Here is a 12,640-nt window from a genome sequence, read left to right on the forward strand (position 1 = left end):
TGACGGCCCCGTTCCGGGAGAACCGGATGGAGGAGATACGATATGACCGAACCTACGCAAACCAGGCGCCTGGTGCAGGCGTACGACCGCATGATGGAGCGGGTGAAACTCCGTCTGGAAGAACTGGAACAGGCCGAACGGGAGGCGCTTCCGCAACTGCGCGCCAGCATCGAACACGCGGCGGAAAAGGCGGTGGAACTGGGCGAATTGACCCGCGAGGAAGCCCGCTTGATCGGCGGCTATTTGAAACGCGATCTGGAGGATGCCGGCCAGTATCTGACGACCACCGGTCAAGATTTACGCGCTTGGCTGCGATTTGATCTGGAGTTGCTCGAAGATCGCATGTTGGAATTCCTTCAGCGCGGCGTGGATCAATCGCGGCTGGAGCTATTGGCGTTCGAAGCGTCGGCGGCGGAGGTGGAGACCGAGCGGTATCGCAGCGGCGAGATCACTGGACCCGGTACCCTGCAATGCGAAAAGTGTGGGGAGTCGATGGCCTTTCTCGCCAGCGCGACGATTGCGCCTTGTCCGGTTTGCGGGGGCATCGACTTCGTACGAGTAACCGAAGAGTCGTGAGTGTCGCGAAATAGGTATAAACCCTGATTGATCTGTCAATCGTCCCGATTTACCGCTTGGCCGGATTGTTTTTAACTAAGTGCCGCTTGAGCTGGTTTCTACAGCGAAGCGTGTTTTAAGCTCAATATCCTGTACTTTGACCGCCAGCCGGATCTGCTGGCGGTTTTTTTTATGGCCGCCGCCGGTGCATATTGCCAATTCGAAGAAGCATTAGATGAGTCTCCGCGCCGCGAGTGGCGGTTCGCAACGGCCTAGTTGGGCGCGGTAGCGGGCCGCTTGTCGGCTGACTTGGCGGGCCCGCTCCATCAACCACGGTTTGCTCCGGTAGCTGCGTTTGGCGAAACCGCCCTGACCTTCGTGGTAGGCCAGATATTGGTGATAGGCATCGTGTTTGGCGACGCCGTTGCGGCGCGCGGTTTCGCTGACGTACCAGCCGATGAAATCCACGGCATCGTCGAACTGGTCGCGCTCGGCGCCGTGGTTGCCGGTCGCGGCGATGTAGTCGTCCCAGCTCCCATCGAGCGCTTGGCTGTAGCCGTGGGCGGAGGAAGGGCGGGGGCCGGGAATGAAACCGAGATACCAGGTGCGAGGCGGTGGTCGGGCGTCGGCTTGGAAGGAGGACTCCTGGTGGATGATCGCCAGCAATATCGGCAAAGGCACGCCCCACCGCTGGCTGGCGGCGTTGGCGTCGGCGAACCAATCCTCGTGTTGCTCGAAGATGGCGCAGGCGTCGTCGATATCGCGCGGTGGCGCGGTCGTGCACGAAGCCAGCAGCAGACTACCGAGTACGCCGAGCACAATGAGGCTCCCACCCCAGACAACCTGTTTCCGCAGCGGTAACGCGATCCACCGGCGTGCCACTCCGGTAATCCAGGCACGCCAGGTGGGCGGGAATGCGGCGCGCCATCCGTTCATGGTTGGATCGTGCCGCGCCGACCCAGAAACAACCCGGTACCCAATAGACAGAGCATCGTCAGTACCACCGGCAGATCCCCGAAACGGGCGTAGGGCGTCAGTCCGCGCAGCGGGCGCACCTCGCCACGGATGACTTCGGCCTCGAACTGAGCGCCTCGGTTCATGATTCGGCCACGGTCGTCGAGAATGGCGGAGAGGCCGGTATTGGTGGCGCGGGCCAGGTAGCGACCCATTTCCAGGGCGCGCATCCGCACGATTTGCAGATGCTGATGCGGGGCGGTGGAGTCCTTGAACCAGGCGTCGTTGCTGACGTTGATCAACCAGGTCGCCTCGGGCAGCGCCAGGCGGATCTCGTCGCCGAACACGGCCTCGAAGCAGATGGAGATCCCGACCGGCTGCCCACCGGCGCGCAGCAGCGGCTGATCGTGCTCGCCGGGAGTGAAGTCGGCCATCGGGATATTCACCCAGTCCCGAAAGAACAGGAAGAACGAGCGCAGGGGCAGGTATTCGCCGAATGGCAGCAAGCGGCGTTTCTGGTAGATGCCGGGCGATCGACCGATGCCGATCACGCTGTTGTGGAAGACGTTGGTTTCCCACGAGCCGGTCGGAATCCCGGTCACGTAGTCGACGTTCGCGCGTCGGGCACTTTCGGCCAGCGCGGTCAGGAAGGCATGGACCTCATCCTGAAAAATCGGGATCGCCGTCTCCGGCCAGACGATGACGTCGGCGCGGCCATGCTCGCTCAGGCTGAGCTGGACGTAGCGCCGCAGGGTTTCTTCCAGCACGGCGGGTTGCCATTTCCGATCCTGAGCGATGTTGCCCTGGACCAGGGCGACGCGCAGCGGTGGTCCCGCCGGCTCGACCCAGGAAATGCGACCCAGACTCCAGGCACCGAGCCATAAAGCCGCCAGCATGCCCAGCCAGAGCAAGCGTTCTTGCCCGCGACCGCTGTTCAGCAACGCCCGCAACAAGCCCGCGCTGACCAACACCGCCCAGCCGACGCCGAACACGCCGAGATAGGGCGCGAGATCGCCCAGCGGCGAATCGATCTGACTGTAACCCACCGCCAGCCAGGGAAATCCGGTGAATAGCCAACTTCTGACCCAGTCCAGCAGCGTCCACAGCGCCGGGAGGACCAGTAGCCAGCGAACCGGACCGGGGGGTGGCCCCCAGCGGCCGATCAGATAGCCCAAAACGGTTGGATACAACGCCAATACCGCCACCACCGCGAAGGTGGCGAGCGCCGCGAATGCCGCCGGGGCATTGCCATAATCGTGCAGGCTGATGAAGATCCAGTAAATACCGAAACCGAATGCACCCAGGCCAAACAGCCCGCCGCGCGCCGCCGCCCGTCGTGGCGAGGTATGGTCCCAGCTCCACGACAGGATGACGGGCAGTAGGATCGCCAACGGCCAGATCCCGAACGGCGCGAAAGCGAGCGGCAGCAGCGCCCCGGCGGTAAAGGCCAACAGGTCGGTGGCGAGGGGGCGGCATTGTGAAAGATCGGGCATCATGATCGGCGGACAGGTATCGATGGGTTCGGCTCACCCGGTTGGAGAAAGAGGGTTACCGGCTTGCAAGGGCGTGGCGACAAAGAAAAAACCCTCTGGGGGGAAGAGGGTTTGCGCGGCGCCGGAATCAGATGTTCTCTGTGGCGGGCGGCGCAGCTTCCTGGCCATCGTGCAAGCTGGTTTCCAGCAGATGAATCCGCCGGTTGTCGGCGCGCAGCACCCGGAAGTGGAACCGATCCAGGTCCACGGTTTCGCCGCCCTTGGGCAGTCGCCCCAGCTCCATCATGACCAGCCCGCCGACGGTATCGGCGCGCTCGTCGCTGAGGGTAGCTTGGAAGTACGCGTTGAAATCCTCGACCGGAGTCAATGCCTTGACGATGAAGGAGTCGCCCTGGGAGCGAATGAAGGCACTATCGTCGTCGGTATCGTGTTCGTCGTCGATTTCACCGACGATCTCTTCCAGCACGTCCTCGATGGTGATCAATCCGGCCACGCCGCCGTATTCGTCGACCACGATGGCCATGTGCAGACGGTTGCCGCGGAATTCCTTGAGCAGGATATTGAGGCGCTTGCTTTCGGGGATGTACTTGGCCGGACGCAGCAGGGCGCGGAGATCGAAGTCTTCACGGCGGTCGAAGGCGTGGCTCAGCAAGTCCTTGACGATCAGGATGCCGATGACGTTGTCCTTGCTTTCGTCGATGACCGGAAGGCGGGAATGGCCGGATTCGACGATTTCGGCGATCAGGCGCTCCAGGTTCCAGTCATGTTCGAGCACCACCATCTGCGCGCGCGGAATCATAACATCTCGCACCTGGGTTTCCGACACCTTCATGACGCCTTCCATCATCTTGAAGGAGTCGGCGTCCAGCAGTTCCCGTTGCTGGGCGTCGCGCAACAACGCCATGAGTTCGTCCCGGTCCTTGGGTTCGCCCATCAGGGCGGAGCTTAAACGTTCCAGCCACGATTTATGGCTTGATTCGGCTCGCTCGTCGTTCATGATCGGTCTTGTGGGTCTCCATAAGGATCAGGATAGCCGAGCCCCATCAGGATGCGGATTTCCAGGGTTTCCATGGTTTCGGCGTGCGATTCATGTTGATGATCATAGCCCAGTAGGTGCAAAACGCCATGCGCGACCAAGTGTGCCCAGTGCGCCTCGGCCGGTTTTTCCTGATTGAACGCCTCGCGCAGCACCACCGGGGCGCAGATCACGACATCGCCCAGCAAAGCGCTTTCGACGCCTGGCGGCGCCTCGAACGGAAAGGACAACACGTTGGTTGGCCCCTGTTTATGGCGATAGGTTTCGTTGAGCGCCGTGCTTTCGGCTTCGTTGACCACGCGGACGGTCAGTTCGGCATCGCGCCGATAGCCCGCGCCGGCGAGCGCCGCTTCGGCCCAGCGGCGGAACTCGCTCTCAGCCGGCAATCCCGGCATGTCCAGGGCGATCTGCAAGTCCAGTTCCAGTGTCATGAAGGGTTGTCCTGTTCGTAACGGGCGTAGGCGTTGACGATGCGCTGCACCAGGGGATGTCGCACCACGTCGCGGGCGTTGAAGAAGGTCATGCCGATGCTTTCCTCATCCTTCAGGACCTGCAGCACCTGCCGCAGGCCGGACTGGACGTTGCGTGGCAGGTCGACCTGAGTGACGTCGCCGGTGACCACCGCCGTTGAGCCGAAGCCGATCCGGGTCAGGAACATCTTCATCTGCTCCACGGTGGTGTTCTGCGCCTCGTCGAGGATGATGAAGGAATCGTTTAGGGTTCTGCCGCGCATGAACGCCAGCGGCGCGACTTCGATGATGCCGCGCTCGATCAGTTTGGTGACCCGCTCGAAACCCAGCATTTCGTACAGGGCGTCGTAGAGCGGTCGCAGGTAGGGATCGATTTTCTGCGCCATGTCGCCGGGCAGAAAACCCAGCCGTTCGCCGGCTTCCACCGCCGGCCGCACCAGAACCAACCGCCGCACCGTGCTGGATTCCAGGGCATCCACGGCGCAGGCCACCGCCAGATAGGTTTTGCCGGTACCGGCCGGGCCGACTCCGAAATTCAGATCGTGGTGCTTGATGTTCCATAGGTAGCGCTGTTGGTTGGGACCGCGGCCACGGATCAGGCCACGCCGGGTGCGGATCAGCACTTCGTCGGTGTCCGGCTCCAACTCATCGACCAGGGTGTCGGCGCCGGCTTCCTGCAGGGTGAGGTGCACGCTGGCCGGGGTCAGCGTTTCGTCGCGGGTGTTTCGGTACAGCGCTTCCAGCACCGCGACCGTCACCGTAATTGCCGCCGATTCGCCGATCACTCGAAACTGATGGCCGCGATTGTTGATTTCCACGCCCAACCGGCGTTCGATCTGGCGCAGGTGCTCGTCCAGATGCCCACATAGATTGGCCAGACGCGCGTTGTCGGCGGGTTCCAGCAATAAATCCCGAAATTGGGGGGCAGTGTTTAGGTTCAAGGCGCGGGCGGCTCGGATATCCGCTAGCTGGCTTGTCTGAGGGTGGCGACCGGCGGTTCCGGACAGGCTTGCAGCCGGCCGCGCAGGGAATTGGGCAGCGCCTCGGTAATGGCGAGATCGGCAAAGCGGCCGATCAGTCCGGGCGGACCGTCGAAGTTGACCACGCGATTGTTCTCGGTGCGTCCCGACAGTTGCCGGTCATCCTTGCGCGAGGGTCGGTCCACCAGCACCCGCTGGACGGTACCGATCATCCCCTGGCTGATGGCGCGCGCCCCATCCTCGATGCGCGCTTGCAGTTGCGCCAATCGTTCTTTCTTGGTCGCCAGCGGCGTGGGGTCGGTCAGATTGGCGGCGGGGGTGCCGGGCCGGGGGCTGTAGAGGAAGCTGAAACTGTGGTCGAAGCCGATTTCGTCGATCAGCGCCATGGTCGCCTCGAAATCCCGCTCGGTTTCGCCGGGGAAGCCGATGATGAAATCCGAGGACAGGCTGATGTCCGGGCGCGCGGCGCGCAGTTTGCGGATCTTGGCCTTGTATTCCAGCACGGTGTGGCCGCGCTTCATCAACGCCAGGATGCGGTCGGAACCGCTTTGCACCGGCAGGTGCAGGTGACTGACCAGTTGCGGGACGCGGCTGTAGACCTCGATCAGCCGATCGGAGAATTCCACCGGGTGGGAGGTGGTGTAGCGGATGCGGTCGATACCGTCGATGGCGGCGACATGTTCGATCAGCAGTGCCAGATCGGCGGTTTCGTCGTCGCCGATCGGGCCGCGATAGGCGTTGACGTTCTGGCCGAGCAGGGTGATTTCGCGCACGCCCTGCGCCGCCAGCGCCGCCACTTCGGTCAGCACGGCGTCGAAGGGGCGGCTGACTTCCTCGCCCCGCGTATAGGGAACGACGCAGAAGGTGCAGTATTTGCTGCAACCTTCCATAATCGAGACAAAGGCGGTCGGCCCTTCGGCGCGCGGTTCCGGCAAACGATCGAATTTTTCGATTTCCGGGAACGAGATATCGACCACGGGTTGCCTATTGGCCCACACGGCCGACAGCATGTCCGGCAACCGGTGCAGGGTTTGCGGACCGAACACCAAATCCACCTGCGGCGCCCGCTCGCGCAGCGCTTCGCCTTCCTGACTGGCGACGCAGCCGCCGACGCCGATCACCGTATCGGGGTGGCGGGATTTGTGGGCTTTCCATTGACCCAGTTGCGAGAACACCTTTTCCTGGGCTTTTTCGCGGATGGAGCAGGTATTGAGCAGCAGGACGTCCGCCTGATCGGGATCGTCGGTGCGCTCCAGACCGTGGGCCACGCGCAGAACATCCGCCATTTTGGCGGAGTCGTACTCGTTCATTTGGCAGCCGTGGGTCTTGATGTAAAGTTTGCGCGTCATCGGTGATTTTTGAACAATAACATCGGTGGGAAACTATAGCATCGCCGTTGGGGGGGCGCTAGGCAAGGAGTTTGTCAGCGCCGATAGGACTATGTATGGGGGCTTGCGGAGGGCTTGCCATTATGACCGCGCCATCGGAAGAAACCCGCACCCAGCCGGTCGAGGTCACCTGTCCGGGCTGCTTTCGCCCGCGCGAATGGGACGCGGCCGGCGTCTGTCCGATCTGTCATTACCGGGCCAATGCCGAGGGACGATCCGCCGCGCTACTGCCGGTCGGGACGCAACTCAAGGGCTACGTGGTCGGGGAAAAGCTGGGTCAGGGCGGGTTCGGGATCACCTATCGCGGCTTCGACGTCACCCTGAAGATGAAGGTCGCGATCAAGGAATACTATCCCAGCGAATTTGTCGGGCGCTCGACCGACCGCAAGACGGTGGTGCTCAACAGCCGCGACCACGAAGAGCTGTTCCACTACGGATTGCGCACCTTCCTGCAAGAAGCGCAAACGATCGCACAGCTACGGCACCCGCATCTGGTGCGGGTGGTGAACTTCTTCGAACTGAACGACACCGCCTATCTGGTCATGGACTACTACGAGGGCGAGGACTTGGCGCGGCATCTGAAACCGCCCCGGAAAGGACAACCGGGAGTCCAGTTGCCGTGGCGGCGGGTGGTCGCGCTACTGCTGCCGGTGCTGGACGGTTTGCAGAAAGTGCATCAAGCCGGCTTCATGCACCGGGATATCAAACCGGGCAACCTGTACCTGACCAGGGACGACGAATTGATCCTGCTGGATTTCGGCTCGGCCCGGCAGGTGAGCGGTACCCACAGTCGCAGCCTGCTGATCTATTCCGAGGGCTTTGCGCCCTACGAACAATACCTGCAAGATCATCTGAACCGGCAGGGACCGTGGACCGACGTCTACGCCGTGGCGGCGACGCTGCACTTTATGCTGACCGGGCATCGGGTGTCGTCGGCGCTGGACCGGAAACAGGCGACGCTGCTGCAACAATCGGATGTGCTCAAACCGGCCCGACACTTTGTCCCCGATCTGCCGCTGACGCTGGACGCCGCGTTGCTCCGAGCGCTGGCGGTGGAACCGGAACAGCGGCTGCAATCAGTTGCTGAACTGAAGCAGTATCTGGAAACCGCGCTGGCGGAAGAGGACAAGCCGCGCCCGCAGCAGCAGCCCCAAGTCGCGTCAAAATCGCCGATCTCGCCCGAACCGGCTCACGCTCCTCGACTCGAACCCTCGCCCGTGCCCCGTACCCAATCCCCAACCGCTGCCATACCCCGATCGGAGTCCCACCCCCGGCCAGAACCGCAACCGGCGATTATGCTCGCATCCCCGCTTCTGACCGAACCGAAATCGCCTCGCGGTTTACGGGGGCTGCTGAGGCTGTTTTTTGGAACAACCGCACCGGCCCCCCGTGCCCAAGCGGCCAGCGCTCCAAGTCTTCCAAGACATGTTAAGCGACAGCACGCGAGGGCCGGCCATGGTGGTCATTCCAGCGGGCAAGTTCTGGATGGGCAGCCCTGAATCTGAAGCGGAGCGGAGAGATAACGAGCGGCGCCACCGAGTTTCGGTGGAAGCCTTCGCCATGGGTCAATATGAAGTTACCTTCGTTGAATACGACCACTTCTGCACGGCCACTGGCCGAGAAAAAACCGGACGATGAAGGCTGGGGTCGAGGCGACCGACCCGTCATCAGGGTGAGCTGGCACGACGCTGTGGCTTATACCAAATGGCTCTCGAAACAGACCGGCCAAGACTACCGCCTCCCCACCGAAGCGGAATGGGAATACGCCGCGCGAGCGGGGACGGAGACCCCATTTTGGACGGGGTGCTGCGTCACGACCGCGCAAGCCAATTACAATGGTAACTATGGCTATGGCACTTCGGATTGTGGGGCAAGGACTGAGGATTACCGGGCAAAGACGACCTCGGTAGGTTCCTTCACTCCCAACCCCTGGAAACTGCACGACACAATGGGCAACGTGTGGGAATGGACCTGCTCGGTGTACGACGAGAACTACGGCGGCGCGGAGCTAAAATGTGCTAACAGTGATACGTTCGGTGCCATGGCAGTACGAGGTGGCTCCTGGAGCAACAGGCTCGCGAGGGTGCGTTCCGCTGGCCGCGGCTGGGATACGCCGACGTATCGCTTCAACTACCTAGGATTCCGTCTTGCCAGATCAATATAACTATTTGATATTAATTATATTAAATGTTATCACGCGCGAAGCGCACGTTCTTTTCCGCGCATGTTTTTTTGAGGGGGGTTATCCACAATCGAACCACACCAGCATTTCCCACCAACCCTCCTTGCTCAAGGAGGGGAACGCCTTCCATTTTCCACGAGGTGATGATCATGCGTTTTCCCTACGGCATCGCCGACTTCCGCAAGATCCGAGAGGAAGGCTATTTCTATGTGGATCGCAGCGACCGTATCGCTCTGCTGGAAGAAACCGGGAGCCAACTGTTGTTCCTGCGCCCGCGCCGCTTCGGCAAGAGCCTGTGGCTGTCCACGCTGGAAAACTACTACGACTTGGCGCGGGCGGACGATTTCGAGCAACTGTTCGGCGGGCTGAAGATCGGCCAGAATCCGACGCCACGGCACAATCGCTATTTCATCCTCAATCTCAACTTTTCCGTGGTGGACCCCCACGGCGACTCGGACGCCGTTCGCGCTTCCTTGTTTCACCATCTGAATATCCAGATCAAGGCCATGATGGCTCGTTATGGCGATTGGTTGGAGGGTCGGGTCGACATCGAACCCGACGATGGCATCGCCTCCTTTCAATCCCTGACCAGCGCCATTTCCCAAACCCCGTACAAGCTCTATCTGCTGGTTGACGAATACGACAATTTCGCCAACGAAGTGATGATCAGCCCGTGGCGCGGCACGGATCGCTATCAGCGCCTGGTTGAAAACGAGGGCACCATCAAAACCTTCTTCAAGGCGGTCAAGGCCGGAGCGGAAGGACGCGGCGTCGACCGGGTATTCCTGACCGGCATCTCGCCGGTGGTGTTGAGCGACATGACCAGCGGCTACAACGTCGCCGAAGACCTCTCGCAACGGCCTCGATTCCACGATCTGTGCGGGTTTACCGAGACCGAACTGCGCGTTGCCTTGGACACCGTGGCGGTGGCGCACGACCTCGGCGCCGGTCAGGTCGACACGGCCTTGACGCTGATGCGTGACTTCTACAACGGCTATCGTTTCACCCCGCAGCGCGACGAGCGAGTCTACAACCCGACCCTGGTGTTGTACTTTCTCAAGCGCTTGGCCGAGGACGGCGTTTTTCCGACCCGACTGCTGGACGACAACCTGGCGATGGATCGAAACCGGATTCAATATGTCGCCCGGCTGCCCCACGGCGAAGCCTTGGTCAACCGCGCCCTGAATCCGGCTGAACCGCTCGCCGTCGCGCAACTGGTCAACCGCTTCGGGGTGCAGGACATGCTCACCGCCCCGAAGAATCCCGATTTTCTCGCCACCTTGTTGTATTACTTCGGCGTTCTCACCCTAGCCGGGCGGGATGCCCTGGGCAAGCTGCAACTGGCCATTCCCAATCAAGTGATTCGTAAGCTCTACGTCGAGCGCTTGCAAGAACAGCTCCTGCCACGCTACGAAGATCAGGAACAACGACAGGCAGTGGTCGAACGGTTCTACGCCACCGGCGACCTTGGCCCCCTCTGCGACCTGCTCGAACAAACTTATTTCAAAGTCTTCGACAACCGGGATTTGCGCTGGAGCAATGAGCTGGTGGTGAAAACGGCGTTTCTGGTGGTGCTGTTCAACGATGCTTTCTACATCATGGACTCGGAACCGGCGCTGGGACGGGGGTACGGCGATCTCATGCTGCGGGTGCGGCCCGACATGCGTCAGTATCAATTGCTCGACCACTTGCTGGAATTTAAAAAGGTCGGTCTCAAAGCGGTCGGCCTGACCAGTGCCGAGCTGGCGGCGAAAACGCGGGACGAATTACGCGCCCTGTCCGTGGTGGCGGAAAAGTTGCGGGAAGCCGAAATTCAGTTGACCGCCTATCGGGAAACCCTGAAGCGCACCGACAGCGAGAGTCTCAAGCTGCGTACCCACGCGGTGGTGAGTATCGGGCTGGAACGGCTGGTGTGGTGAGGACGGATGCGGCCATGGGAAGGAGAGCGAGAAGACTCCGTGCTCGTCTTTTCGGAGGGAGTGATAAGATAGCGACCCGTTTGACAGCCCCTTGGAGATCGGAGCTTGATGGAATTTTTGAGTGAATACGGCATGTTTTTGGCTAAGGCCGTGACCATCGTGGCGGCGTTGCTGGTCATGGTGGGCGGCATCGTGGCGTTGGTGGCGCGCGGCGGCCAACGGGGAGAGAGCCATGGGCGACTGGACATCCGCCATCTCAACGAGAATTACGATGGCATGGCGTTGGCGCTCAAGTCGGCCATTTTGTCGAAAAAGCAGTTCAAGCAGGCCCAAAAGGAACGCAAGGCGCACGACAAACAGCGCGAGAAAGCTGAGCGCCGGCGGGTGTTCGTGCTGAACTTCCACGGCGACATTCGCGGTACGGCGGTGGCGTCCTTGCGCGAGGAGGTCACGGCGGTGCTGACCGTCGCCCAAGCGGAGGATGAAATCGTGCTGCGGCTGGAGAGCGCCGGCGGGTTGGTGCATGCCTACGGGTTGGCGGCGGCGCAACTGCTGCGCATCCGCGACCGGCGGGTGAAGTTGACCGTGGCGGTCGACAAGGTGGCGGCCAGCGGCGGCTACATGATGGCGTGCGTGGCCGACCACGTCATCGCCGCGCCGTTCGCCGTGCTCGGCTCGATCGGGGTCGTCGCCCAGTTACCCAATTTCAACCGCCTGCTCAAGAAACACGATGTCGATTACGAACAGTTCACGGCCGGCGAATTCAAGCGCACGGTGACGATTTTCGGCGAGAACACCGATCAGGGTCGGCATAAGTTTCAGGAGGAAATCGAAGACGCGCACACCCTGTTCAAGGACTTCGTCAAGACCCATCGTCCTCGGGTCGAGCTGGAGCGGGTGGCGACCGGCGAGCACTGGTACGGTACCCGGGCGTTGGAGTGCCAATTGGTGGACGAGCTGCGCACCAGTGACGATTATCTGCTGGACGCCAGCGCCGAGGCGGATCTGTACGAAATCGCCTACACCGGCAAGAAGCCCTGGTTGGCTCGGTTGCTGGCGCAGACCGGGGAGGCGTTGGGGCGATTCTGAGCGTGTTGGCCGGTTGCGCGGGCGGCAACCGGCCTGGGCGTTGCGATACTCCAACTGATTCAGAACGGAATATCGTCGTCGAAACTGTTATCCACATCCGGCTTGGACGGCGACGGGGTACGCGCCGGGCTCTGCGGCGCTCTCGACGCTGGCTCGCCTGCTTCCGAGGTGCGCGGCTCGAACGAGGCGTCGCCGCCGGAGTCGCCACGGCCACCCAGCATTTTCATTTCGTTGGCGACGATTTCGGTGGTGTAGCGGTCCTGGCCGTCCTGACCCTGCCACTTGCGGGTCTGAATACGGCCCTCAATGTACACCGAACGGCCTTTTTTCAGATATTCGCCGGCGATTTTCGCCAGAGCGCCGAAGAAGACCACGCGATGCCACTCGGTGCGTTCCTGCTTCATCCCCTCGCGATCCTTGAAGGTTTCGGTGGTGGCGATGTTGATGTGGGTGATCGCGTCGCCGCTGGGCATGTAGCGCACCTCCGGGTCCTTGCCCAGGTTGCCGATCAGAATCGCTTTGTTGACGCTGGCCATGGCGATTTACTCCTTAATTCTCTTTCAATCTCAATGGG

Annotated in this window: 13 protein-coding genes; 6 read left to right on the plus strand and 7 right to left on the minus strand. The window is 61.6% G+C overall.

The features are described from left to right. The first annotated feature begins 42 nt into the window (after window positions 1-42). Entirely contained in the window at window positions 43-576 is a 534-nt protein-coding gene (locus E4P82_RS10815; protein WP_169248891.1) for a zinc ribbon-containing protein, read from the plus strand. Window positions 577-786: 210 nt separating this feature from the next. Here E4P82_RS10815 and E4P82_RS10820 read toward each other — a convergent pair whose 3' ends face one another. The 6 genes from E4P82_RS10820 to miaB all read right to left on the minus strand — a co-directional run bounded on the left by E4P82_RS10820 (window position 787) and on the right by miaB (window position 6,837). Further along, the gene (locus tag E4P82_RS10820) at window positions 787-1,491 is read right to left on the minus strand and encodes a transglycosylase SLT domain-containing protein (protein ID WP_246327523.1); all 705 of its coding nucleotides are present in this window, start codon (window positions 1,489-1,491) and stop codon (window positions 787-789) included. Then, complete coding sequence (gene lnt, locus E4P82_RS10825; RefSeq protein ID WP_169248892.1) at window positions 1,488-3,005, minus strand: apolipoprotein N-acyltransferase; 1,518 nt, start codon at window positions 3,003-3,005, stop codon at window positions 1,488-1,490. Before lnt ends, E4P82_RS10820 begins: the two co-directional genes overlap by 4 nt. A gap of 124 nt (window positions 3,006-3,129) precedes the next feature. Then, window positions 3,130-3,999 carry an HlyC/CorC family transporter gene (locus E4P82_RS10830; protein ID WP_169248893.1) on the minus strand — a complete coding sequence of 290 codons (870 nt, stop codon included), beginning with the start codon at window positions 3,997-3,999 and terminating at the stop codon, window positions 3,130-3,132. Further along, window positions 3,996-4,469, minus strand: coding sequence for an rRNA maturation RNase YbeY (gene ybeY / locus E4P82_RS10835; RefSeq protein WP_169248894.1), 474 nt, complete (start codon window positions 4,467-4,469; stop codon window positions 3,996-3,998). Before ybeY ends, E4P82_RS10830 begins: the two co-directional genes overlap by 4 nt. After that, window positions 4,466-5,449 (minus strand): PhoH family protein, encoded by a 984-nt coding sequence (locus tag E4P82_RS10840; RefSeq protein ID WP_211203117.1) that lies wholly within the window; start codon window positions 5,447-5,449, stop codon window positions 4,466-4,468. The genes ybeY and E4P82_RS10840 overlap by 4 nt, the downstream gene beginning before the upstream one ends. A gap of 23 nt (window positions 5,450-5,472) precedes the next feature. Next, window positions 5,473-6,837, minus strand: coding sequence for a tRNA (N6-isopentenyl adenosine(37)-C2)-methylthiotransferase MiaB (miaB, locus tag E4P82_RS10845; protein ID WP_169248895.1), 1,365 nt, complete (start codon window positions 6,835-6,837; stop codon window positions 5,473-5,475). Window positions 6,838-6,959: 122 nt separating this feature from the next. Between miaB and E4P82_RS10850 the strand changes: the two genes are divergently transcribed. The 5 genes from E4P82_RS10850 (at window position 6,960) to sohB (ending at window position 12,066) form a co-directional block, all read left to right on the plus strand. Beyond that, window positions 6,960-8,375 (plus strand): serine/threonine protein kinase, encoded by a 1,416-nt coding sequence (locus E4P82_RS10850; protein ID WP_169248896.1) that lies wholly within the window; start codon window positions 6,960-6,962, stop codon window positions 8,373-8,375. Beyond that, window positions 8,362-8,514, plus strand: coding sequence for an SUMF1/EgtB/PvdO family nonheme iron enzyme (locus E4P82_RS22835; RefSeq protein WP_281383686.1), 153 nt, complete (start codon window positions 8,362-8,364; stop codon window positions 8,512-8,514). The genes E4P82_RS10850 and E4P82_RS22835 overlap by 14 nt, the downstream gene beginning before the upstream one ends. After that, window positions 8,462-9,040, plus strand: a complete 579-nt coding sequence (locus E4P82_RS10860; RefSeq protein WP_281383681.1) for a formylglycine-generating enzyme family protein — start codon at window positions 8,462-8,464, stop codon at window positions 9,038-9,040. The genes E4P82_RS22835 and E4P82_RS10860 overlap by 53 nt, the downstream gene beginning before the upstream one ends. Window positions 9,041-9,207: 167 nt before the next feature. After that, window positions 9,208-10,977 (plus strand): AAA family ATPase, encoded by a 1,770-nt coding sequence (locus E4P82_RS10865; protein WP_169248899.1) that lies wholly within the window; start codon window positions 9,208-9,210, stop codon window positions 10,975-10,977. A gap of 108 nt (window positions 10,978-11,085) precedes the next feature. After that, window positions 11,086-12,066, plus strand: coding sequence for a protease SohB (gene sohB / locus E4P82_RS10870; protein ID WP_169248900.1), 981 nt, complete (start codon window positions 11,086-11,088; stop codon window positions 12,064-12,066). Between the two features lie 59 nt (window positions 12,067-12,125). Here the strand turns inward: sohB and ssb are convergent, their stop codons facing one another. Continuing rightward, entirely contained in the window at window positions 12,126-12,602 is a 477-nt protein-coding gene (gene ssb / locus E4P82_RS10875; RefSeq protein WP_211203118.1) for a single-stranded DNA-binding protein, read from the minus strand. Between the last annotated feature and the right edge of the window lie 38 nt (window positions 12,603-12,640).

Source organism: Candidatus Competibacter phosphatis, assembly GCF_012939995.1.
Taxonomy (GTDB): Bacteria; Pseudomonadota; Gammaproteobacteria; order Competibacterales; family Competibacteraceae; genus Competibacter; species Competibacter phosphatis.

What these genes read in the sequence shown, in the direction of transcription:
- E4P82_RS10815 (WP_169248891.1), top strand. Translation starts at nt 43, where the DNA reads ATGACCGAACCTACGCAAACCAGGCGCCTGGTGCAGGCGTACGACCGC.
- E4P82_RS10820 (WP_246327523.1), bottom strand. Translation starts at nt 1,491, where the DNA reads ATGAACGGATGGCGCGCCGCATTCCCGCCCACCTGGCGTGCCTGGATT.
- lnt (WP_169248892.1), bottom strand. Translation starts at nt 3,005, where the DNA reads ATGATGCCCGATCTTTCACAATGCCGCCCCCTCGCCACCGACCTGTTG.
- E4P82_RS10830 (WP_169248893.1), bottom strand. Translation starts at nt 3,999, where the DNA reads ATGAACGACGAGCGAGCCGAATCAAGCCATAAATCGTGGCTGGAACGT.
- ybeY (WP_169248894.1), bottom strand. Translation starts at nt 4,469, where the DNA reads ATGACACTGGAACTGGACTTGCAGATCGCCCTGGACATGCCGGGATTG.
- miaB (WP_169248895.1), bottom strand. Translation starts at nt 6,837, where the DNA reads ATGACGCGCAAACTTTACATCAAGACCCACGGCTGCCAAATGAACGAG.
- E4P82_RS10850 (WP_169248896.1), top strand. Translation starts at nt 6,960, where the DNA reads ATGACCGCGCCATCGGAAGAAACCCGCACCCAGCCGGTCGAGGTCACC.
- E4P82_RS22835 (WP_281383686.1), top strand. Translation starts at nt 8,362, where the DNA reads ATGGGCAGCCCTGAATCTGAAGCGGAGCGGAGAGATAACGAGCGGCGC.
- E4P82_RS10865 (WP_169248899.1), top strand. Translation starts at nt 9,208, where the DNA reads ATGCGTTTTCCCTACGGCATCGCCGACTTCCGCAAGATCCGAGAGGAA.
- sohB (WP_169248900.1), top strand. Translation starts at nt 11,086, where the DNA reads ATGGAATTTTTGAGTGAATACGGCATGTTTTTGGCTAAGGCCGTGACC.
- ssb (WP_211203118.1), bottom strand. Translation starts at nt 12,602, where the DNA reads ATGGCCAGCGTCAACAAAGCGATTCTGATCGGCAACCTGGGCAAGGAC.